This is a genomic window from Rothia mucilaginosa (assembly GCF_964211445.1).
Lineage (GTDB): Bacteria > Actinomycetota > Actinomycetes > Actinomycetales > Micrococcaceae > Rothia > Rothia mucilaginosa_E.
In genome coordinates, this window is record NZ_CAXOQT010000014.1 from 34,657 (window position 1) to 57,260 (window position 22,604).

Annotated in this window: 21 protein-coding genes; 15 read left to right on the forward strand and 6 right to left on the reverse strand. The window is 56.4% G+C overall.

Annotated elements, in window-relative coordinates; translation table 11 throughout:
• The first annotated feature begins 93 nt into the window (after positions 1 to 93).
• The 7 genes from AB8E48_RS04890 to AB8E48_RS04920 all read left to right on the forward strand — a co-directional run bounded on the left by AB8E48_RS04890 (position 94) and on the right by AB8E48_RS04920 (position 8,561).
• Positions 94 to 960: a helix-turn-helix transcriptional regulator gene (locus AB8E48_RS04890; protein ID WP_070830764.1), complete on the forward strand. Its 867-nt coding sequence runs from the start codon at positions 94 to 96 to the stop codon at positions 958 to 960.
• Between the two features lie 186 nt (positions 961 to 1,146).
• Positions 1,147 to 2,604, forward strand: a complete 1,458-nt coding sequence (sufB, locus tag AB8E48_RS04895; protein WP_070830766.1) for a Fe-S cluster assembly protein SufB — start codon at positions 1,147 to 1,149, stop codon at positions 2,602 to 2,604.
• A complete protein-coding gene (gene sufD, locus AB8E48_RS04900) occupies positions 2,604 to 3,878 on the forward strand; it encodes a Fe-S cluster assembly protein SufD (RefSeq protein ID WP_368885949.1) in 1,275 nt (424 codons plus the stop codon). The genes sufB and sufD overlap by 1 nt, the downstream gene beginning before the upstream one ends.
• Before the next feature lie 19 nt (positions 3,879 to 3,897).
• Positions 3,898 to 4,656, forward strand: a complete 759-nt coding sequence (gene sufC, locus AB8E48_RS04905; RefSeq protein WP_005509109.1) for a Fe-S cluster assembly ATPase SufC — start codon at positions 3,898 to 3,900, stop codon at positions 4,654 to 4,656.
• A gap of 39 nt (positions 4,657 to 4,695) precedes the next feature.
• Positions 4,696 to 5,025, forward strand: coding sequence for a metal-sulfur cluster assembly factor (locus AB8E48_RS04910; RefSeq protein WP_060824818.1), 330 nt, complete (start codon positions 4,696 to 4,698; stop codon positions 5,023 to 5,025).
• Between the two features lie 155 nt (positions 5,026 to 5,180).
• Positions 5,181 to 6,332, forward strand: coding sequence for an SIR2 family protein (locus AB8E48_RS04915; protein ID WP_368885950.1), 1,152 nt, complete (start codon positions 5,181 to 5,183; stop codon positions 6,330 to 6,332).
• A gap of 30 nt (positions 6,333 to 6,362) precedes the next feature.
• Positions 6,363 to 8,561 carry an Ltp family lipoprotein gene (locus tag AB8E48_RS04920; protein ID WP_368885951.1) on the forward strand — a complete coding sequence of 733 codons (2,199 nt, stop codon included), beginning with the start codon at positions 6,363 to 6,365 and terminating at the stop codon, positions 8,559 to 8,561.
• Between the two features lie 79 nt (positions 8,562 to 8,640).
• On the opposite strand, the gene AB8E48_RS04925 is transcribed toward AB8E48_RS04920, so the two are convergent.
• The gene (locus tag AB8E48_RS04925; protein WP_313968966.1) at positions 8,641 to 9,141 is read right to left on the reverse strand and encodes an HD domain-containing protein; all 501 of its coding nucleotides are present in this window, start codon (positions 9,139 to 9,141) and stop codon (positions 8,641 to 8,643) included.
• 554 nt (positions 9,142 to 9,695) lie between these two features.
• On the opposite strand from AB8E48_RS04925, the gene AB8E48_RS04930 reads away from it, so the two are divergent.
• Entirely contained in the window at positions 9,696 to 10,550 is an 855-nt protein-coding gene (locus AB8E48_RS04930) for a DUF4253 domain-containing protein (protein WP_368885952.1), read from the forward strand.
• Positions 10,551 to 10,628: 78 nt separating this feature from the next.
• Here the strand turns inward: AB8E48_RS04930 and AB8E48_RS04935 are convergent, their stop codons facing one another.
• From AB8E48_RS04935 to AB8E48_RS04945, 3 genes are read right to left on the reverse strand one after another with little or no spacing between them, the layout of a single operon-like run.
• Complete coding sequence (locus AB8E48_RS04935; protein ID WP_368885953.1) at positions 10,629 to 11,315, reverse strand: energy-coupling factor transporter transmembrane protein EcfT; 687 nt, start codon at positions 11,313 to 11,315, stop codon at positions 10,629 to 10,631.
• Positions 11,305 to 12,213, reverse strand: a complete 909-nt coding sequence (locus tag AB8E48_RS04940; RefSeq protein WP_368885954.1) for an energy-coupling factor ABC transporter ATP-binding protein — start codon at positions 12,211 to 12,213, stop codon at positions 11,305 to 11,307. The genes AB8E48_RS04935 and AB8E48_RS04940 overlap by 11 nt, the downstream gene beginning before the upstream one ends.
• 32 nt (positions 12,214 to 12,245) lie before the next feature.
• Entirely contained in the window at positions 12,246 to 12,887 is a 642-nt protein-coding gene (locus AB8E48_RS04945) for a biotin transporter BioY (protein WP_368885955.1), read from the reverse strand.
• 307 nt (positions 12,888 to 13,194) lie between these two features.
• Between AB8E48_RS04945 and AB8E48_RS04950 the strand changes: the two genes are divergently transcribed.
• Complete coding sequence (locus AB8E48_RS04950; RefSeq protein WP_368885956.1) at positions 13,195 to 14,793, forward strand: ABC-F family ATP-binding cassette domain-containing protein; 1,599 nt, start codon at positions 13,195 to 13,197, stop codon at positions 14,791 to 14,793.
• A gap of 786 nt (positions 14,794 to 15,579) precedes the next feature.
• On the opposite strand, the gene AB8E48_RS04955 is transcribed toward AB8E48_RS04950, so the two are convergent.
• Both AB8E48_RS04955 and AB8E48_RS04960 read right to left on the reverse strand, forming a co-directional pair.
• Positions 15,580 to 16,308, reverse strand: a complete 729-nt coding sequence (locus tag AB8E48_RS04955) for a metal-dependent hydrolase (protein ID WP_368885957.1) — start codon at positions 16,306 to 16,308, stop codon at positions 15,580 to 15,582.
• A gap of 187 nt (positions 16,309 to 16,495) precedes the next feature.
• Entirely contained in the window at positions 16,496 to 16,723 is a 228-nt protein-coding gene (locus tag AB8E48_RS04960) for a hypothetical protein (protein ID WP_005506080.1), read from the reverse strand.
• A gap of 286 nt (positions 16,724 to 17,009) precedes the next feature.
• Between AB8E48_RS04960 and AB8E48_RS04965 the strand changes: the two genes are divergently transcribed.
• The 6 genes from AB8E48_RS04965 to AB8E48_RS04990 all read left to right on the forward strand — a co-directional run bounded on the left by AB8E48_RS04965 (position 17,010) and on the right by AB8E48_RS04990 (position 22,435).
• The gene (locus AB8E48_RS04965; protein ID WP_005509097.1) at positions 17,010 to 17,726 is read left to right on the forward strand and encodes a beta-ketoacyl-ACP reductase; all 717 of its coding nucleotides are present in this window, start codon (positions 17,010 to 17,012) and stop codon (positions 17,724 to 17,726) included.
• Positions 17,727 to 17,798: 72 nt separating this feature from the next.
• Positions 17,799 to 18,542, forward strand: a complete 744-nt coding sequence (locus AB8E48_RS04970) for an SDR family oxidoreductase (RefSeq protein ID WP_049353098.1) — start codon at positions 17,799 to 17,801, stop codon at positions 18,540 to 18,542.
• A 191-nt stretch (positions 18,543 to 18,733) separates the two neighbouring features.
• Positions 18,734 to 19,522, forward strand: a complete 789-nt coding sequence (locus AB8E48_RS04975; protein ID WP_070666630.1) for an ABC transporter ATP-binding protein — start codon at positions 18,734 to 18,736, stop codon at positions 19,520 to 19,522.
• The gene (locus AB8E48_RS04980; RefSeq protein WP_368885958.1) at positions 19,519 to 20,397 is read left to right on the forward strand and encodes a TrmH family RNA methyltransferase; all 879 of its coding nucleotides are present in this window, start codon (positions 19,519 to 19,521) and stop codon (positions 20,395 to 20,397) included. Before AB8E48_RS04975 ends, AB8E48_RS04980 begins: the two co-directional genes overlap by 4 nt.
• Positions 20,398 to 20,650: 253 nt before the next feature.
• Entirely contained in the window at positions 20,651 to 20,905 is a 255-nt protein-coding gene (locus AB8E48_RS04985; RefSeq protein ID WP_005506069.1) for a type B 50S ribosomal protein L31, read from the forward strand.
• A 327-nt stretch (positions 20,906 to 21,232) separates the two neighbouring features.
• Positions 21,233 to 22,435 (forward strand): LCP family protein, encoded by a 1,203-nt coding sequence (locus AB8E48_RS04990; protein WP_368885959.1) that lies wholly within the window; start codon positions 21,233 to 21,235, stop codon positions 22,433 to 22,435.
• The last annotated feature ends 169 nt before the right edge of the window (positions 22,436 to 22,604 follow it).

Genomic DNA, 22,604 nt, shown 5'->3' on the forward strand with positions numbered 1-22,604 from the left:
GTTACGACTCAAATGTTCACCTTCAGGTTGAAAAGTTATCAAGTAGGGGTACCTAACTAGCCAAAGAAAAAGTAATTAGGACATACTTTATTTGTGTATTCCGTGAATAAGACCTCTCAGCGCGCCTCAACGAACGAGGCGCAGACCCGAAACGGCACCCGAACCGCCGCCTCGGGCTCTACTGGTGCTTCCAGTACCAAGTCCTCCGCGGCACGCACATCCAAGCGCAAAGCCGAGGCAGAAGAACGCACCAGGGACCGCGTTCTCCGCGAAGTTCTCAACAATGGCCCCGTATCCGCAGCAACCCTCGGTGAGCTCCTCAGCCTCACCCCCGCAGCAGTACGCCGCCACCTCGACGCCCTCGAATCCAACAACATGATTGAGGTTGCGCCCATCAAGAAGCACGGCGCCGGAGCCGGACGACCCGCCCGCCGCTACGTGATTGCCCCCCAGGGCCACGAACGCCTCGGCAACGACTACCTCATCATCGCCCGCGACGCCCTACAAATGCTCCGCGACACGGTCGGCCAGGAAGCCCTCGAAGCTTTCGCCTCCGCCCGCGCCGCAGAAATGGAAGCCCGCTACCGACCCGTCGTAGAAGCCGCCGGAGACGACGTAGCAGCCCGAGCGCAGGCGCTCGCAGAAGCCATGAGCAAGGACGGTTTCGTGGCGACTGCTCAGGTCACCGCGCCTCCTGCAGGGCGGACTGTTCCCGAGCATTTCCTTGCGAGTATTCAGCTGTGCCAGGGCCACTGCCCGGTACGCGACCTCGCTGGCGACTTCCAGGTGTTCTGCGAACAGGAAACCGGGATTATTTCCGACCTGCTCGGCGTTGATGTGCGTAGGCTCTCGACCATGGCTTCGGGTGCTCACGTGTGTACCACGCACGTGCCCCTGAACCGCGTCACCGCCGAGAGCGAGAAGAACGCCGAGGAATCCGCAGAGAAACCTTCCGCGTAACGCTCACAGCAGTACCCGGCGGCACGCCCCGATGAACCCCAAAGGGGTGCGACCCGCACGCTGAATCCCGCCCGCGCCACGCACCGCTACGCGTCGTGGTTGAGCGCGGCATCAGCCCCTAAACTACCGCGCCTGCAACCGGCAGGTGACGGAGAGAAATGTAATAACCATCGAAGAAAGGCCGTAATGACTGAGAAAGTTGGGCAGAACGCCAACGACACCGTCATTTCAGAGATCCTGGAGATGAACCCCGAACTCGAGGGCATTGGCAACTACGAGTACGGTTGGGCAGACTCCGACGCAGCAGGCCAGGTAGCAAAGCGCGGCCTGGACGAGGACGTCGTGCGCGACATCTCTGCGAAGAAGAACGAACCCCAGTGGATGCTGGACATGCGTCTGAAGGCGCTGAAGTTCTTCGAGCGTAAGCCCATGCCCACCTGGGGTGCGGATCTTTCCGAAATCGACTTCGACAACATCAAGTACTTCGTGCGTTCGACCGAGGGCCAGGCGGCTTCTTGGGATGAACTGCCCGAGGACATCCGCACCACCTACGAACGCCTGGGCATTCCCGAGGCGGAGCGTAACTCCCTCGTCGCGGGTGTGGCTGCACAGTACGAGTCTGAGGTCGTGTACCACCAGATCCGTGAGGACCTGGAGAAGCAGGGCGTAATCTTCGTCGACACCGACACCGGTCTGCGCGAATACCCCGAACTGTTCAAGGAGTACTTCGGCTCCATCATCCCGATTGGTGACAACAAGTTCTCCGCACTGAACACCGCTGTGTGGTCCGGTGGCTCCTTCGTGTACGTTCCCCCGGGAGTTCACGTGGAAATCCCGTTGCAGGCGTACTTCCGTATTAACACCGAGAACATGGGTCAGTTCGAACGCACCCTGATCATCGCTGACGAGGGCTCCTACGTTCACTACATTGAGGGCTGCACCGCCCCCATCTACAAGTCCGACTCCCTGCACTCCGCAGTGGTTGAGATTGTGCTGAAGAAGAACGCACGCGTTCGCTACACCACCATCCAGAACTGGTCGAACAACGTCTACAACCTGGTGACCAAGCGTGCGGTTGCGCACGAGGGCGCCACCATGGAATGGGTGGACGGCAACATCGGTTCGAAGGTCACCCAGAAGTACCCGGCTGTTTACATGGTCGGCGAGCACGCTAAGGGTGAGACCCTGTCCATCGCATTCGCAGGTGAGGGTCAGCACCAGGACACCGGTTCGAAGATGGTTCACATTGCACCGAACACCTCCTCGACCATTGTGTCCAAGTCCGTGGCACGTAACGGCGGCCGTAGCGCATACCGCGGCCTGGTTCAGGTGCGTGAGGGCGCTAAGCACTCCAAGTCCTCCGTGGTCTGTGACGCCCTGCTGGTGGACACCATCTCCCGCTCCGACACCTACCCCTACGTGGATGTCCGCGAGGACGATGTGACCATGGGTCACGAGGCGACCGTTTCCCGAGTCTCCGAGGACCAGCTGTTCTACCTGATGCAGCGCGGCCTGAGCGAAGAAGAAGCAATGGCGATGATTGTCCGCGGCTTCGTTGAGCCTATCGCCCGCGAGCTGCCGATGGAGTACGCACTCGAACTGAACCGCCTGATCGAACTTCAGATGGAAGGATCTGTGGGCTAATGCCGACCAACGAAGAAACCCTGGGTTACCACTCCCCGATCATCCCCGGCATGGACCAGGAGGGCGAGAAGCTCGCCACCGAGTTCGCCCACGATGACACCCTGCTGCGCGCCACCGAGGCACACCACCAGGGCTCCAACCCGAACAACGTCCAGAAGGTACTCGAAGCATCCCGTGCAGAGCGTAAGACCTCCTTCAATGTGGAGGACTTCGCGCCCCTGACCGGTCGTGAAGAGGACTGGCGCTTCACCCCGCTGAAGCGTCTGGGCGGCCTGCACCTGGAGAAGCTGACCGGCACCGCACCGGCACCGCAGATTACCGCACCCGAGCAGGTTCAGGTTGAGACCGTCTCCCGCGAGGATGCACGCATCGGCTCCGCAGGTATCCCCGAGGACCGCGTGGCGGCGAACGCATGGTCCAGCTTCACCGAGGCGACCGTGGTGACCATCCCCGCCGAGGCTGAGCTGTCCGAGCACGTGGAAATCGACATCACCGGCACCGGTAACGAGGCAGCCGCACAGCACATCGTGATTGAGGCTAAGCCCTTCTCGAAGGCTGTCGTGGTTATCCGCCACACCGGCTCCACCGTCCTGTCGCAGAACGTTGAGTTCGTGGTGAACGACGAGGCTGAGCTGAACGTCGTGTCCGTCCAGCAGTGGGCTGACGACGCAATCCACGCCTCCGCACAGTACGCTAAGCTGGGCCGCAACGCACGCTTCAAGCACGTTGTGGTGTCCCTCGGCGGCGACCTGGTGCGCGTGACCCCCTCCACCAAGTTCACCGCTCCCGGCGCTGAGACTGAAATGTACGGCCTGTACTTCGTAGACGCTGGCCAGCACATTGAGTCCCGCCTGTTCGTGGACCACTCCGTACCCAACTGCAAGTCCCGCGTGACCTACAAGGGTGCGCTGCAGGGTAAGGGTGCGCACTCCGTATGGGTTGGTGACGTTCTGATTGGTAAGGATGCAGAAGGCACCGACACCTACGAGCTGAACCGTAACCTGCTGCTGGAAGTTGGCCCCCGCGCCGACTCCGTGCCGAACCTGGAGATTGAGACCGGCCTGATTGAGGGCGCCGGCCACGCATCCACCACTGGCCAGCTCGATGAGCAGCACCTGTGGTACCTGCAGGCTCGCGGTATTCCGGAGGCTGAGGCACGCCGTCTGGTCGTGCGCGGCTTCCTGAACGAGATTATTCAGCAGATTCGTGTTCCCGAACTTGAAGAGCAGCTCACCGAGGCCCTTGAGGCAGAGCTCGCCCTCAGCAACAACTAAGCTTTACCAGGAGAAATCAATGTCTACCCTTGAAATCAAGGACCTTCACGTCTCGGTTATCCTCGACGACGAAACCACCAAGCCCATCCTGAAGGGCGTTAACCTGACCATCAACTCGGGCGAGATTCACGCCATCATGGGCCCGAACGGTTCCGGTAAGTCCACTCTGGCTTCCACCATTGCTGGCCACCCCAAGTACCAGGTTGATTCCGGTCAGATCCTGCTCGACGGTGAGGACATCACCGAGATGAGCGTGGACGAGCGTGCACGCGCAGGCCTGTTCCTGGCTATGCAGTACCCGGTTGAGATTCCCGGCGTGACCATGTCTAACTTCCTGCGTTCCGCTAAGACCGCTGTGGACGGCAAGGCTCCCTCCCTGCGTACCTGGACCAAGGACGTTAAGGAAGCCATGAAGAACCTGGAGATTGACCCCGACTTCATCGCACGTAACGTGAACGAGGGCTTCTCCGGTGGTGAGAAGAAGCGCCACGAGATCCTTCAGCTGGAGCTGCTCAAGCCCAAGTTCGGCATCCTGGACGAGACCGACTCCGGTCTGGACGTTGACGCACTGAAGATCGTGTCTGAGGGTGTGAACCGTGCGCACGAGGCAAACGACATGGGCGTCATGCTGATTACCCACTACACCCGCATCCTGCGCTACATCAAGCCGCAGTTCGTGCACGTGTTCGTGGACGGCAAGATGGTTGACCAGGGCGGCCCCGAGCTGGCTGACCGCCTGGAAGAAGAGGGCTACGTTTCTTACGTGGGTAAGAAGTAAGCTTCTTCTCTTACCGGATTCTGACAGAAAGATAGGACTATGACTGAGACTGTGCAGGGTCGTGTTCCTCAGGAAGAGATTGAGGAAGCCCTCAAGGAGGTCATTGACCCGGAGCTTGGCGTCAATATTGTTGACCTCGGTCTGCTCTACGGTCTGCGCTGGGATGAGGATGGAACCCTCATTCTGGACCTGACTCTGACCACTGCGGCGTGCCCGTTGCAGGAGGTTATTGAGGAACAGGTTCAGGCGAACCTGGATAACCTGGTTGATTCTTGGCGTGTGAACTGGGTTTGGATGCCGCCGTGGGGCCCGGAGCGTATTACTGAGGACGGCCGCGATATGATGCGCGCGCTGGGCTTCAACATCTAAGCTCCTGACTCGCAGATAGGTGCCCGCCCGGTGCGGAAGGTGTATGCCTTCGGCACCGGGCGGGTATTTTTGTGTGCTTTAGGGGCTTTGACCGTGCACCATGATGAAGCTATATTGAGAAGGATATTGTTAACCATATTTCCATAGGAGGGGATATGCATATTCTGGAAGAGATTTGCGAGGTCGCGGTCAGCAAGAATGTGAATTTTCTGATCGGTTCAGGTTGCTCGGTGGGAGCAATCGGTAGGATGAGTAAATACTGGGAGGATGCTTGGAGAGAAAGAAATATAAATGAAGATAAAAAAGAAAAATCTCCAACTTGCTGCAAAGATAAAGAATATTGTGATGAATGTAAACAAAGGGGAAATGATCTACTCATAGAAGACGTCATGAGGGTGAGTAAGATGATTCTTGGTCAGCCCCTTACTAATGAAGAAGATGCTAAAGAAGGTCAGGGCGGCTCAGAACAGCAAGAGGAACACACGGACCAAACAGCGAAAGAACAGAAGAAACAGGAGCAAAAAGAACGGGAAGATACAGAAAAACGTGAGAAAATAGACCCTGTTTCTGGAATATATATCTCATTTATGCGTGAAGTTATTAGTCTGATGAACAGGATGAACTCTCGTCAGAATCCGCGAAACATTAATATTTTTACAACCAACTACGATCTTTTTATTGAAAATGCCCTTGATGAGGTTTCTAAAACTGAGACATTTGTTATTAATGATGGGGCACGAGGATATTTTAAGAGGGTTCTAGACAGCTCAAACTTCAACCGAACGGTTTCTTATCGAGGTCCGTCTAATAATTATGTCGATGAAATTCCTAGCATTTCGCTTATTAAGCCTCATGGTTCGGTTAACTGGGAAAAGGTTGAAAGTGATAACATTGAGATTAAAACAGAAGTTGTTGATAATCCTGTTGTTGTTAACCCTGATGGCCATGAACCTCGAGTGACCTTTGAAGAAAACTATTTTCATGATATGTTAAGGATTTTTCAAACGGAACTGGATAAGCCGCAAAGTGTTCTCTTTGTTATTGGATTTTCGTTTCAGGATGAGCATATCGTTAAAATGATGCAGCGAGCGCTGCGGAACAAAGAGTTGAATGTGTACATATTCTGCTACTCAAATAATAGTACTAAAAGGGACATCCGTAAAAATTTGGCGTGTGAGGGCAGAGAATATAAGAATCTAAGGTTTATTGAGCCACGGGATATTCCAGTAAATGGACCTTGGGATACGAAGGAAAACAAGTTAACTTTAGATATTGTTACGAAGATTCTGAAGTCTGGAGATAATTAAATGGATAAGTATATAGGTATTGTCATTTCTGTGGATTCTGCTATTGCAGAGGTGGCTATGTATGACATGGTGAATGATGCCAATATTTTATGGGAGGGACAGGTTCTTCCTGGCCCTAAGGTTGGTTCCTTTATATCCATTCTCCAGGGTAATGTCAGAATTATTGCTAAGGTCATTTCAGAAAAAATTATCGACCAGCAAAATTCTATTGGCAGTAAAGAGTTTGATAACCGTTATTCTAAGGATTCTATTAATAGGGTTATCAAGGCTAAGAGCATTGGTACTGTAAAGGGTGGTAATTTTCAGGTAACATCGCGATACGTCCCGATGGTTGGCAATAAAGTATCTTGGATTAGCCAGGATGACTATGCTGCAATGTATTCCCTGGGCGAGAACGTCCCGTCACTTCGTATTGGTGAAGACCTTCTAGGTGATCAGGAAGTTAATATCCCGATTAATCGTATTTTCGCTTCACATATTGGTGTTTTTGGAAACACTGGTAGTGGTAAATCAAATACCCTGCATCGCCTGTATCTCAATCTCTTTAGGTCAGAGTATGGAGATGGAGCGCTAGAAAAATCAAAATTTATTGTCATTGATTTCAATGGCGAATATTCTCATGATGCTTCCTTCGGTGTTCCTTCTGAAAAAAAGAATGTATACCGTCTGTCTACGCGATCAAATAACTCAGATGAGATTCCCATAAATGATGATTATATATTTGATCCAGAGATTCTTGCCATGCTTTTTGATGCCCGTCCTGCAACTCAAGTACCGTTTATAAAAAATACTTTAAGTTATTATAATAAGATGAAGGGTGATTGGGAAAAGTATGCCAAGTTTATAATTGGAACATTTTGTAGACTTTTGGTTACAAGAGAAGGTAGCCGGGGTGATGCTTTGGAAGAATGGATTGATACCTATCGACAATTTACGCAATATCAGAAAAATTGTACAAATTGTGACTTTTGTAACCCGGATTTAAGTGTCCAGTATTCTAATCAGTGTGCATGTAACCATGGATTAGAAAACGATCCATACCTATGTCCTGAAGTGTTGTTTAAGCAGACTAAAACTGTGTCCGATAAAAATTATGCACTATCTCTAGTTGGATTATCGGGTACTGATTGTTATTTTAACCACGGATCTATTGTGAGCAATCAGCAAAAAGGCTCCATATATAAGTATCTTTTAAGTTCATTGAGTAACCGGATGAAAGAATCTAATCCAATAGATCGATTAATATATATTTTGAAATTTTCTTATATTCATAATACTGCTTGGGGAGAAGTTCAGCGAGAGCATCTTGATCCCCTCATGAAAAGAATAGGTGTGGCTTTAAAGGATTTAAAGAAAGTTATCTCTGTGGATGAAAAAGGTCTGCAAGGGCTCAGTAATCTCATTGTTGTGGATTTGTTGAATGCAAATCAGAGTATTAAGCGTATGATACCTATGTTGTTTGCAAAGATGATGTATGGTGAACAAAAAGATAAAAAGGTCAGTGGGTCAACATCCCATCTTATCATTGATGAAGCGCATAATATTTTGAATGCTAATTCGGGTGAAGTGGGGGATCATTGGAGGGATTATCGACTTGACGTATTTGAAGAAATTATCAAGGAAGGCAGAAAGTTTGGCTTCTATCTGACACTTTCTAGTCAACGGCCAGCAGATGTATCACCAACTATCGTTTCTCAGATTCATAACTATTTTATTCACAGGCTTGTTAACGAGCTTGATCTGCGAATGATTGAAAGAACAATGCCAACGCTGGACAGGGCATCTTTTGACGTAATCCCAACCTTGGGTAAGGGTGAATGCGTCGTTACGGGCGCTGCATTTTCGTTGCCTGTCTTCACCGTTGTTGATTGGGTTGAGTCGGACCCCAGGCCTCATAGCGATGACCTAGTTCTTACTGACCAATTATGGATAAAAGATGAATATAAGTTTGCATTGGAGAAAGCTGAGGCATGTTCCTACGCGGCGAATATGTCTAAACGAGGCATGCACAACTGGTTGACTAGTGAACCTGATCCCGTCAGTTCAGAAGCTGCTCAGTACGCAGTGGACAATATGAAGGCTGACTGGAACGCAAATGCCCTGGAAAGCGCAAAGAGCTACCAGAAGACGATGAACATGTCTCCTGAAGCAATCCGTTCTCAGCTGACTTCTTCCATTGAAGGTTTCACCGAGGAAGAAGCGGAGTACGCTATCTCTCACCTGGACTAATTCAATAGATGATTCATAGAAGCCGCCCGGCATGGAACACAATCCATACCGGGCGGCTTCTATATGGTCAGCCTTGAACCTAGTCGTTCAGGTGCAGCAGCTTCAGCGAGTGCTCATACTTAATCATGAGGCAGGTACGAGTCGGTTCCTCCAGAAGCGCCAAACGCTGCGGGTCAGTATTATCCGCAATATCGGCAAGCTTCACCAGACGAGCCAAATCATTCACACGCACCCGGCTCAGATACGACTCACGAGACTCACCCGGGCGGCGAGTCAACGCCTCAATCGCATCCACAATACGCGCCGAGAAATGACGCGCCAGATATGCGAGGGAAACGCCGGTATCTTCCACCGTGTCATGCAGTAGCGCCACAATCTGCGCCTCGGTCTTCAGCTCTTCCAAAGACACATCGGGATGAACGGCGGCAGCCATTTCAGAGGCAAGCTTACGCGCCCCAAGAGCCACACGGCGGGGGTGGGAGATGTAGGGCCAGCCGTTACGGTCAGTCTGCCCCTCATGCGCCTTATCAGCAATGCTGTCAGCCAGGCGAATCATCTCTTTGTAGTAGCTATTCGACATGAGAACCTCCATTGGTTAAAACTCTTGCGAGTTCACGGCACCCGCCACCGTGCCGGTACGTTGCGCAAAGCCGATACGGAACGGTAGCTGGTACCAACACTCTACGCCAGCGGCTACGCGGCGGCTAGAGAACTCGCCCGAAACGCCCCTAATACGTCAAATATGACGCGCCGAAGAATAATACAGGGTGTTTCCCCCCCCCCCAAAAAATGGTGGGTTTGATGCCCGTTCAGCCGTGTATCTGCGGTTCAAGATAGCCCCGCTGGAGGCGCCCGTCACCTCCGCGAAAGTGTCCGCCGAACCCTTTTGTACCGCCCGGCGTAACCCGCCCAAAATCTCACATGGTGGCGAAAAATTTCTAACTTTTTCTGACGAAAATCGCCGCACAAACCGCCCAACACAAAGGCAGTTTAAGCGTGTTTAGCACACACCGATACACACTCATCAAACGAAAAAATCACCCGCCCTCCGTGCCCTCCTAAAACCTCCAAAAACCCGTATTTTTCCGCGAAAATACGCGCTAAACTGGGGGCAACCAAACATCGGAGAACACCATGGCAGAGCTCTACGAGCGCTTCGTCGCTTTGTACCCCTACCCACACGAGCGAATCCGCCACGGCGCCCCACGAGCCGAACTTAACCGGCGATACCTCGAACACCTTTACGAGGGCAAGAACCGGGGAACAACCCCCATCGTGGTTGCCCTCGACCCGACCCTGCTCGGGACCATTGAGAATAACGTCTCCCTGCGCACCTCAACGCCCGTGCAGAACATCACCGCCGACACCATCAAGCGGTACGCACACGACCTCATCACCGACCAGCAGCGTTACCTGGAACAAGTCGGTGTAGAAGTTGCCGCGCACGAAGCCTTCCGGCACCTGAACGAGAGCGCCTACCTGCAGACCTACCGCCGCCTCATGGAGAATGGCGAACTCGGCGAAGACGACATCGGCACGCCGTTGAAGGCTGAGTACCCCTTCGGGCTGACCGCTGGCATCATCAATGAGAAGGTCAAAGCAACCGACATTGACCGTGCCGCGGAACTGCTGATTATGGACCTGCCGCTGCGGGACGTATCAGGGGTTTTCGCCTACCTGCCCTTTGGCGGGTGGGACTCCAGCCCCAGCCCCGAGGCGATGCTGTCCATCGCCCGCTACTGGTTTGAACGCGATGACGCCTACCCGGCTGTTATTGCCTCGGACTTTATCGAGTTCTACACGCCTGTGCCGGTCACGACCCGCCGCGACGCAGAGATCCTGGCGGTCGAGCACACGATGGTTTCCTCGGCGATGCCGGTGCGTGTCTACCGCGGCTTCGACAAGCTCGTGGAGGCGCTCTACGGTCAGCACGACTGGTACCTGTGGTGGGAGCAGCTCCCGGCGGCACTAGTTGTCGAGCCGTTCTAAACCGCTTGAGTAATGTGAGTTAAAAGCAGGGGCGGGGTGAACCTACATGGTTCGCCCCGCCCCTCTCGCGTACCTGCACTATTTCAGCTCGTCCACGTGCCGCGCCCGCAACGCCTTAGCGGTCGCCGTCGCGTAATCAACCGCCTGCACGACCCACGGGATCAGCAGCCGCCAATACATGCGCTTAGGCAGATTACGCGCCACAGCCGCACGACGTAGCGCACCCCAGCGGTCCATGAGCGCTGGAATCGACCGGATCATCAACGCAATCAGCAGACCCAGCCGCTCGGGTGAAAGACCCACAAAACGCAGCGGCGAACAGAGCCGCACAAAGCCGTCAATCAGAACCGGCAGGGGAGTGCTCACCAGCAGAGCGCGGGACGCGTAGAAAGCCGTCAGCATGGTCGCAATAGCATCCGCACCGGAGGCGTACTGCCCCGTAAACAGGTAGTAGGCGACCATGATTAGCAACAGCAGAGACAGCGTGCGGACCACCAGCCACAGCTGGGAGGCGGGCACACCAGCCCACAAGGTGCACAGCGTAGACGCGACCAAAGCCACCAGCGCCACCTGCCAGCCGGTCACCGCCAGCAACAGAAACAGCCCAAAGAAGAGCGCGCCCTTAAGCCACAGCGGCGCCCGATGCACCGGCGTACCCAGCGGCTGGTAGAAACCCACCAACAGGGTACCGGGGTTGAAATCGGAGCCCTGGGAGGCGGGGCGCGGATTCACGCGGGGACTCACACGAGGTGTGTTAGCGCTCATGCGCGCCTCCTGCCGCGTCTGCGTTCTCGCCTGCATCTTCGATAGTGGCGCCCTCATTCGGGAACCCCTCGGCGCACCACGTGCGGTACTGTTGCACCAGCTGCGCCGCATCCCCCTGGGCAAGCAGGCGACCGTCGTGAATGATGACGGCTTCATCGCAGGACGCCGCCAAATCCAGATCGTGCGTGCTGAGCACCAGCATCTGATCCAGCGACTCCAAGTGCTTGAGTAGCCGCGCTCGGTTCCGCAAGTCCAGCAGGGTGGTCGGCTCATCCAGCAGAAGAATCTGCGGGCGCGCCGCCAACACGCTGGTGAGGGCAACCAGCTGCTTTTCGCCTCCCGAGAGGGTGAAAACGCTCTGATCCACCAGACGCTCGATACCGCGCTCGCGCAGCAGTTCACGAATCCGTTCGCGGCGCTGCTCACCGCTGAGGGAACTACCCTCAATAGCGGCGGCACGGCGCAGGCTCAGGTCAATATCTTCGGCGACGGTGGGCATAATCAGCTGCGCCTCCGGCTGGGCGAAGAGCATGCCTACACCCTCAAAAGCGCCCTGCGAACCAGTGCGAGAACCCGTACCGTTCGAGCCGCGGCTCGGCGCCTCCAGGGTATCTACACCGTTCACGCGCACAATACCCTCATCAGGGTGCGTGAGCCCGTTAAAAAGCCCCAGCAGGGTCGACTTGCCGCTACCATTCAGGCCCAGCACCGCGGTGCGTTTTGCGGTGAATCGCAGGCTCACATCCTTGAGGATACGGCGATGCCCGCCTTCGGGCAGCTCAGTGAAAACACTCACCGATTCAAGCTCAAGGGCGGGCATGCTGGTAGAGGCGCTCACCGCCTGCTCGCCTTGCACCTGCTGCGGCGCAGGCTGGCGCGTGGAGCGGCGAAAAAACATAGCTATCCTCTCATGCGGCACATCGTGTGCCTTTAACGCTGGGCAGAAGCCAGGGACGGGAAGGCGCGGCGTACCGACAAACCAACCAGAACCGCGATCGTGGACTTCACCAAATCCCAGGGAACAAACACCATTGCCGCGCTGAACGCAGCGTCAAAAGTCATGTGGGCGTTCACCATCATACCGGCGATACCGCAGGCGGTCAGAACCACAAAACCGCAGAAGTTCGCGAGCAGAGCCATGAGGAAGGTCGCACCAACTGAACGGGTGTTGCGGGTAAACAGGTAGGCGAGGGTACCGGCAATAGCGGCGAAGGGCAGGAAGCCAAGCAGGTATCCGGCGCTCGGGGAGGCGAGCGTACCCAAACCGGCGCCGCCCTTAGCGAAGATGGGCAGGCCAGCAAAACCAACCAGCAGGTACAGCGCCACGGAGGCGGTGGCGCGCTTGCCACCGAGAACCTGAGCAGTTATGTAAATGCCGAGGGTCTGGAAGGTGAAGGGGACCGCGACGCCGCCCAGGCTGACGGCGGGCATAATGGCGAGCGCGGCGATGAAGCCCGCGAAGACCGCGATGAGGGAGAGGTCGGTGGCGAGGGAGGTCTTTGCCGCTACGTTACGGCGCGGTGCCTGAGTTGCCTGGGGTTCCTGGGCTGATTCGCGCACGGAATCGGTCATTGGGGTGGTACTCCTTTGATACGTATTGCTCTGCAGATTTTTCTACAGAGTTGAGGGTGGCGGTGGTTGACTGCTTGTCACAACCCAGTTTTGAACAATGTTCTATGAATGGTGTCCGGTATGTATAGTACACCGCACACCACAAAAACAAAAGGTGCCCCACATGCGCACTCGGCACACCTGCACTAAAATTGATGAGGTGCTCTGCTTGATGAGGCGTTCCGCGCGCTCGCCGCCTCTATCCCGGCGAATCCCGCCTGCCGAGCATTACTAGCCCACACACAGACCGCCATCCGGAAAGGCACCCATGATTGCTGTACAGAACCTCGAATTGCGTGCAGGCGCGCGCCTGCTCATGGAAGAGGTCACCTTCCGCATCGATAAGGGCGACAAGATTGGTCTGGTGGGCCGCAACGGTGCTGGTAAGACCACTATGACTAAGGTGCTTGCCGGTCTGACCCTGCCCGCTGACGGCACGGTGACCCGCAGTGGCACTATCGGCTACCTTCCGCAGGACCCGAAGGTGGATGACATGAGCCAGCTGGCGCGTGACCGCATCCTTTCGGCGCGTGGCCTGGATGGTGTGGCGCGCAAGATGCGTCAGGCGCAGGACGATATGGCGAGTGAGGACCCGGCGGTGCGCGCTAAGGGTATGCGCCGCTACGACCGTCTTGAGGCTGAGTTCATTGCCGGCGGCGGCTACGCGGCTGAGTCGGAGGCGGCGGTCATCACCTCCAACCTGGACCTGCCGGAGCGTGTGCTCGCCCAACCGCTGTCCACTCTGTCGGGCGGTCAGCGTCGCCGCGTGGAGCTGGCGCGTATTCTCTTCTCCAATGCAGACACCATGCTGCTGGACGAGCCGACCAACCACCTGGATGCCGACTCCATCATGTGGCTGCGTGACTTCTTGAAGAACTTCTCGGGCGGCCTGATGGTCATTAGCCACGATGTTGACCTGATGGAGCTGGTCGTCAACCGCGTCTTCTACCTGGATGCGAACCGCTGCGTGATTGACCAGTACAACATGGGCTGGAAGAACTACCTGACTCAGCGTGAGCAGGACGAGCACCGTCGCAAGCGTGAGCGTGCGAACGCGCAGAAGAAGGCGAATGCTCTGATGGAGCAGGCGAATAAGATGCGCGCGAAGGCGACCAAGGCTGTTGCGGCTCAGCAGATGATTAAGCGTGCTGAGAAGCTTCTGCGCGGCCTGGAGGAGGAGCGTCAGAGCGATAAGGTCGCGGCGATTCGCTTCCCGGATCCGGCGCCGTGCGGTAAGACTCCGCTCTCTGCGCAGGGTCTGTCGAAGTCCTATGGCTCCCTGGAGATTTTCACGGACGTTGATTTGGCGATTGACCGCGGTTCGCGCGTGGTGGTGCTGGGCCTGAACGGTGCCGGTAAGACCACTCTGCTGCGCATGCTGGCTGGTTCCACTCAGCCTGATACGGGTGAGGTCGTGTACGGTCACGGCGCGAAGCTGGGCTATTTTGCGCAGGAACACGAAATTCTTGATGGTGACCGCACTGTCTTTGAGAACATGAAGTCTGCCGCGCCGGATCTGGATGACACCCGCGTGCGCACGATTTTGGGTTCGTTCCTGTTTTCCGGTGATGACGTGGATAAGCCTGCCGGTGTTCTTTCCGGTGGCGAGAAGACCCGTCTGTCGTTGGCGACCCTGGTTGCGTCGAGCGCGAACGTGCTGCTGCTCGATGAGCCGACCAACAACCTGGACCCCGCCTCGCGTGAGGAGATTCTGAACGCCTTGAAGGCGTACCAGGGCGCTATCGTGATGGTTTCTCACGATGAGGGTGCCGTGGAGGCGCTCGACCCCGAGCGTGTGCTACTTCTACCGGATGCGGTGGAGGACCTGTGGTCGAAGGATTACCAGGATCTGATTTCGCTGGCGTAAGCAATATTTGCTGAACATCAAAGCGTGGGGAGGCTCCGGTACCGTGTGGTGCCGGGGCCTCTTTACGTGTATTGCGCGTTGTTTTATTGTCCGGGGCGTATTGTTTGTGGCGTATTGGCCGGGGTGTATTGTCCAGGGCGTGTTTTTTGTGTTCTGAAAATGTGTTGCGGAGATATTGTCGGTATTTTTCTCGCGAATAGTGCGGAAAAATGTGACCTGACCCGTGGGGTTGTATTGTTTTCTGATCATATGTGGTGTAATTGCGTTCCCGTGCATGTGATTTGTGGGTTCTGACACATGAAACTTGCGGCGTATTTGACGGGAAATAATGTTGCCTTGTGGGTTTTTCTGAGGGAAAGAAAAGCTCTCAGGCGATATTTCGGGGGGTCTGTGTGGGCTTTTTGAATTTTTCATGTGTCTCTACATACATTGTGGGAAAAATGGTAGAAACACAACATGTGTGGGGCGTAGACTTATAACTGTTCCCGCCATTGCGAGGACGCAAATGCGAAACATTAGGGCTCACTACCGATGGTGAGCTAACGCGGGGGAGAAGAGATTCCCGCCCGCTCACGAAGGAGAACTACCAATGCACAACACTGAGTTCGAGAAGTACCCCACCTCTGGTGAAGAGAACGTTGAGGTTGACGTCTTCTGGCCCATCCAGGACGCTTAATCTCTCACCCCGATAGGTCGGGATAAGGATTAGAAAAGCGCCCCGCCGCTTCCGTAGGGAAGTGACGGGGCGCTTTGCTGTCCTCGGTGAGAATTTAGTTATGCGGCACGTTATGCGGCGTGAATACCCAGCCCGAACATTTGCAGGGGGTATTCGGTAAAGCCCATCATGGCTGCCGCGTACCAGGCGACGTACCCGGTCAGTGCTAGAACGAGTGCCTTCTCGCGTACGCTGCCGGCATCACCCAGGATCGGCAGTGCCATGTAGCCGCTCTTTTTCCATAGGGGAGATGCCACCAGGGGTTTGATAACAATAGGGTAGAGGGGCAGCAGTCCGCGGGTTGTCAGCAGGTCGCCAATCAGGTGAATGGTGGCGCCAACCGAAATAGCCCAGGGGAGTAGCGCCAGCGAATCAGTCGTGTAGGCGGCGTACCCGAGGGCGACGGCACCGATCCATCCACCCGGTGCGCCGAGCATGCGCAATGCTAGGCCGCCCGAGAATGCGGCAAGAAGCAGTGAAGCCCAGGGGATTCCGTTGTAGCTCAGATTCGCGCTGAAATAGGCAACCGCCCAGAAAGCTACCAGACCCAAAATGGAGTGCGTTCCCTTACGGTGTCCGCCGCTGACCGCCCCGACAATGCGTGCTACCCAGCGTGAAATGGGCGGAATGGAGTTGGCGATACTGCCGTTGTGGTGGTCAATATCCGGCAGCATGCCCGCACCGGCGCACGCCAGGGTGGTCACGATGAGGGTGGGGGTATCGGGAACCTGCACCACTCCCGTCTCGACGAGCACTAGCCAGCCAGCTGCGGCGCTGACGGTGTGCGAATAGCCCATCATGGGGAGGTGCCTCCTTGAATGCGAATGCTCAGCGAGTGTGATTACCCTGCGAGTGTGGTCGCCTGGGCGCCGGGATGTTCACTCGAACTAATTAGAACAAATATAGCATATATCGAAATTACTTTCGATAGTGCTTGGGTCGTCGCCTCAGCCAGAGACCTCAGCTGGCCCTACACCTCAGCCGGCGCTATCCCTCAAACGGCAGAGTCTGCTTCCAGAACTCGCGCTCGCGCAGGTAGTTCTCCAGCCAGCCCACGTGCTCGGAGCATGCCAGCCAAATCTTGCGGCGCTCGGGGGTGTGCACCTTCGGGTTGTTCCAGAGCAGCTGAAATTCTGCCGCCTGCTGGCAGCCCTTGCGGGAGCACTTGGCGTACTCGGGCTGTGCATCCTGTGAGAGTGAACCGAGCAGATCCATGTCTTCTTATCCTTACTATTGCGCCTCTACGTGCGGTGTTATTTCGTGCCCGCGTAACCCCGCAGAAAAGGGGTGCGGGCTGTTCCGCTTCAGCTAGTGTACGCGCCCGATGAGGCATGTAAAAGAAGGGGAGTAGGCGTTCAGTGTTCAAAAGCGGAGTGTAGCCTGCGGCACCATCACCCTAAAACGCGGTAAAATAAGGTTCGACTGTCCATCCGTCCACACCCCGACCGCGGAGCCGCTGCATCGGCTCCGATTGCGAGGGGTCGACTCATCAAGGAAGCTCATGAGCGAGAACACTCCCAAGACCGTGCTGGTCACCGGCGGCAACCGAGGCATCGGCTACGAAATTGCCAAGGAATTCCAGGCAGCAGGCCACAACGTCTGCATCACCTACCGCAGCGGTGAAGCCCCCGAAGAATTTTTCGCAGTCAAGGCAGATGTGCGCGATGCCGACAGCATTAACGAAGCTTTCAAGGAAATTGAAGCAGAATTCGGCCCCGTGGAGGTGCTGGTCGCCAACGCAGGTATCACCCGCGACATGCTGCTGATGCGCATGAAGGAATCCGACTTCACCGATGTTGTCGACACCAACCTGACCGGTTCCTTCCGCGTGGTTCAGCGCGCTATCAAGGGCATGCTGAAGCTCAAGCGCGGCCGCATTATCCTGGTTTCCTCTGTGGTGGGTCTGTACGGTTCCCCCGGCCAGGTCAACTACTCCGCATCTAAGGCGGCACTGGTTGGTATGGCACGCTCCATCACCCGCGAGCTGGGCGGCCGCAACATCACCGCTAACGTGGTGGCACCGGGCTTCATTAACACCGCAATGACTGAAGTTCTGCCCGAGGAAACCAAGAAGAACTACCTGGCATCCATCCCGGCTGGCCGTTTCGCGGAGGCTGAAGAGGTTGCTCGCGTGATTCGCTGGCTCGCATCCGATGAGGCTAGCTACATTTCTGGCGCTGTCATCCCCGTTGATGGCGGCCTGGGTATGGGTCACTAACCCCACCCCGTACGGACTGCATGAAGCGCCCGAGCATGGGCGCACCCTTTCTAAACCTAAGGACATAACACTATGGCACAGCTGACCGGCAAGACCATTATCATCACCGGCTCCTCCCGCGGCGTTGGCGCAGACACCGCACAGATTCTCGCCGCTGAGGGCGCGAACATTGTGGTGAACTACCGCTCCAAGGCACCGCGCGCAAACAAGATCGTCAAGGCTATTGAAGAGGCTGGCGGCAAGGCAGTTGCAGTGCAGGCTGACGTGACCAAGGCTGAGGACCTGCAGAACCTCGTCAACACCGCAGTGGAGACCTTCGGCTCCCTGGACTACCTGATCCTGAACGCTTCGGGCGGCATGGAGACCGGCATGGGTGAGGACTACGCAATGCGCCTGAACCGTGACGCACAGCTGAACCTGGCACGCCTGGCTGCAGAGAAGATGCCCGAGGGCGCACGCATCGTGTTCGTGACCAGCCACCAGGCACACTTCATCCGCGAAGTTGAGACCATGGACGAGTACAAGCCCGTCGCAGAGTCCAAGCGCGCTGGCGAAGACGCACTGATCGCCGAGATTCCCGCACTTTCCGAGAAGGGTATCTCCCTGGTCGTGGTGTCCGCTGACATGATTGAAGGCACCGTCACCGCAACCCTGCTGAACCGCCTGCACCCCGGCGCTATTGAGCAGCGCCGCGAGACCGCCGGCAAGCTCTACACCGTCAACGAGTTCGCGCAGGAAATCGCGAAGATGGTCACTGCAGACGTTGAGACCGGCCATGTTGAGCTGGTCGGTGGCGCACGCGGCTTCATCGACTAATACTCTGTTGCTTTAGGTGCCGTTACGGATGCGCTCACGCCTTCCGTGGCGGCACCTGTAGCCCCTTATTCTTTGCGCGAGGAACCCAATGTGGGGTACCCGCGCACTATGCGCTCACTGCACCGGCAACCAGGCTAGGTTGCGAGGTAGGGGGGCGCATCCCATCCATCTAACTCACTGGAAGAAGAACCATGAGCACCGTACTCAACCTTCAGAATGTCTCCGTGATTCGCGGCGGCCGCAAGATTCTCAACGACGTTTCCTGGACTGTGAACGAAGGTGAACGCTGGGTTGTTCTGGGCCCCAACGGCGCCGGTAAGTCCACTCTGCTTTCGATTGCGGCAGCTCGCCTGCACCCGACCAGCGGCGAGGTTGAAATCCTTGACGAGACCCTCGGCGCTGTTGACGTGTTCGACCTGCGCCCGCGCATTGGTCTGTCCTCCGGTGCTTCGGCAACCCAGATTCCCGCCAACGAGAAGGTTTCCGACGTTGTCGTGACCGCAGCGTACGCTGTGTCCGGTCGTTGGAAGGAAGAATACGACGTCATGGACGACGAGCGTGCCACCGAACTGCTGGCTGAGTGGGGCGTCGACACCCTCGCTGACCGCACCTTCGGCTCCCTCTCCGACGGCGAGCGCAAGCGTGCGCTGATTGCTCGCGCACTGATGACCGACCCCGAACTGCTGCTGCTGGACGAGCCCGGCGCAGGCATGGACATTTCCGGTCGTGAGGACCTGGTCGAGCGTCTGACCGCGCTTGCTGCTGACCCCTACGCACCGGCTACCGTGCTCATCACCCACCACCTCGAGGAAATCCCGGCTGGCTTCACCCACGCCCTGCTGGTCCGTGACGGCGGCGTGGTCGCTGCAGGCCCGATCCTGTCCACCATTACCGAGGCGAACCTCGCAGCAACCTACGACATGGACCTGGCTCTGACCGTGACCCCCGCGGGTCGTTACTCCGCGTTCAAGCGCGCATGAGTCGTGCCCCGAAGCAGCTGAGCGCCGAACAGATCGCTGAGCGTGCCGAGCGTGTCTACGCCATCGAGTCGGTCACGGCTCTGGCGCAGGCACCCGAGCAGGCTCTGCGCTACTACACGCAGCTGACCGATGTGAAGCTCCGTAGCGCCATGGAACCGCAGTGGGGTATCTACATTGCGGAGTCCTCGAAGGTGATTCGTCGCGCGCTCGCTGCCGGCCATCAGCCCGTTTCTTTCCTGATGAGCGAGAAGTGGGCTGATGATTTGGCGGATGTGTTGCGCGCTCATCCTGACACTCCCGCGTATGTGGGTAGTGAGGAACAGCTGGAACAGGTGACCGGTTTTCATCTACACCGTGGCGCTCTGGCGGCGATGGCTCGCCCGGCGCCGCAGCCCCTGGAGCAGTTGTTGCAGGGTGCCTCTCGCGTGGCGATTTTGGAAGATATTGTGGACCACACGAATGTGGGCGCTATTTTCCGTTCGGCTGCCGCGCTGGACGTGGATGCCGTGCTGGTGACCCCGCGATGCGCCGACCCGCTGTATCGTCGTTCGATTCGCGTGTCGATGGGTACCGTTTTTCAGGTGCCGTGGGCTCGTCTGGAGTCGTGGCCTGCCGACCTGCAGACCCTGCACGAGCTGGGATTTAAGAGCGCCGCGCTCGCGCTGGAAGAGGATTCGCTGACCCTGGAGGAGCTGTCTGCTCGTCAGGATGAGAAGCTGGCGTTGATTCTGGGCACGGAGGGGCACGGACTGTCGCCCCGCACCCTGGCTGCGTGTGACGATACGGTGATGATTCCGATGTCGCACGGCGTGGATTCTTTGAATGTTGCGGCGGCGAGTGCCGTGGCGTTCTGGGAGACCCGCCCGCGTTCATAACCTGAGTTCCTAGCTTGATTCTTAACCCCCGTGAGCGCCTTCTTCGGGTGCTCTTGCGGCAGCTAGGTTGGTGCCTGTGAGGGAACGTACTGGGATTTAATCCGTGAAGGTGGTACCCTTAATGGGTTGTGCGCGCCCTATGCGTGCACAATGGTGATGCGCTCTGAGATTTTCTCGATAGCTGCACATCGAAAAACCTACTCCATCTATATAAGGGCTACTGGCAAAATCCAGTAGCAGAAGAAGGTAATCAATGAAGGCAGAAATCCACCCGGACTACAACCTGGTTCTGTTCCGCGACCTCGCATCCGGCAAGGTCTTCCTGACCCGTTCCACCATGACCTCGGACAAGACCGAGAAGTGGGAAGACGGCAACGAGTACCCGATCGTCGAGGTTGAAATCTCGTCCGAGTCGCACCCGTTCTACACCGGTAAGCAGCGCATCATGGACTCCGCAGGTCGCGTCGAGCGCTTCAACGCACGCTTCGGCAACTTCGGTAAGAAGTAAATCTTCTTTCCCAGTTTTGCTTTTTAGCGAAATCAATGCCCCGTTCTCCTTGGTTTTCAGGGAGGCGGGGCATTGTGCGTTCTGCGAACCATCGCAGAATAGCTCGCGCGAACGTGAGGAAAGTTGTAATGTAAAACCTTTCGTTCACTGGTGCGTAGACCCGCTGACGGCGTTACAATGGGAAAGTATTTTGCGAGCTGTGCATTTTCTGTGCCCTCCAGCACCGCCCCACATCGGCGGGTTATTTTCCGGCTCTCTGCACTCTAGAGACTTCGCTGGATGCGCCGCGCACCTCGCGTATCACCACCTCAAACAAAGGACAACTTAATGAGCGACGCTCACTCTGAACCGTCGCAGAAGAAGAAATGGGTCAAGCGTATTCTGCTGATCCTGCTGATTCTTCTGCTGGTTATTACCCTCGGTATTGGTTTCTTTATCTGGCGTGCTGGCCACACCTGGGATAGCAAGACCGAGAAGTTTGACTCCATCACTAAGGTGGACGAAGATCAAGCCAAAATTAAGGAGCAGCTTGGCGAGGCTAAGAAGCTCAACGTGACGGAGCTGAAGGCTCCGACCGTGACTAACTCGGATACTGGTAAGAACGGCACCAACGCTAACGGCTCCGCAGATGGCGGTTCGGATGCTACGGCGGCTCTCGCTGCAAACGCCAGCGAGCACGATAAGGACGGCGACGGCATCCTGGATGACGGTTACAGCTACGATGTCGTGAAGGGCCCCGGTAAGAACATTCTGCTGCTCGGTAGTGACACCCGTTCCGGTTCTGAAGCTGCTCAGGTGAGTGGCTCCCGTGCGGACAGCATTATGCTCATGCACATCCCGGCTGACGGCAAGGGCGTGTACCTGGTCTCGATTATGCGTGATACCTGGGTGAACATCCCCGGCTACGGTTCGGCAAAGATTAACGCGGCGCTGAACTATGGCGGTATTTCTCTGCAGGTGGCAACCGTTGAGAACCTGCTGGGCATCAAGATTGATCACGTGGCTGAGATTGAGTTCGAGGGCTTCAAGGCTCTGGTGAACTCCGTTGGTGGCGTGGACGTTCAGGTCCCCTTCAACTTTGATATCAATATTTGGTCCTTCAAGCAGGGTATGCAGCACATGGATGGTGGCGCGGCACTTGCGTTCGTGCGTGCTCGTTACCAGTTCGCTGATGGTGACTACCAGCGTGTTCGTAACCAGCGTGCGTTCCTGCGCGGCCTGTACAACACGATGAAGGCGAAGGGCGCGTTGAGCAACGTGGGTTCGTTCCAGTCTGCTGTTGAGTCTATTGCAGGTTACATGCGTGTGGACTCCGGTCTGGATGCGGCGCAGATCGCTCAGATTGCGGCTCCGGTGCTGACCAGTGGTGACACCACGATGCGTATGACCACCCTGCCGAACGCGGGTCCGGGTTGGTCTTACGACGGCCAATCGATTGTTATCGTGAACCAGGCTGCGAACGCTAACCTGTCCTATGCTTTGCAGCATGACAGCATGGATCAGTTCATGGCAACTTATGGTCAGGACTAAGGTCTGACTCCTTGCGGGGGTGAAAGCTGATGAGGCTTTCACCCCCGCTGGTTTTTAACCGATTCCAGAAAGTCCCGGAATGCGGGCACCCGGAGGGGCCTTTCATTAGCGTGTAGAGAGCCGTTCATAAGAGCCTGCTGGGGCGCACGAAAGGGGGCGGCTACCTCAC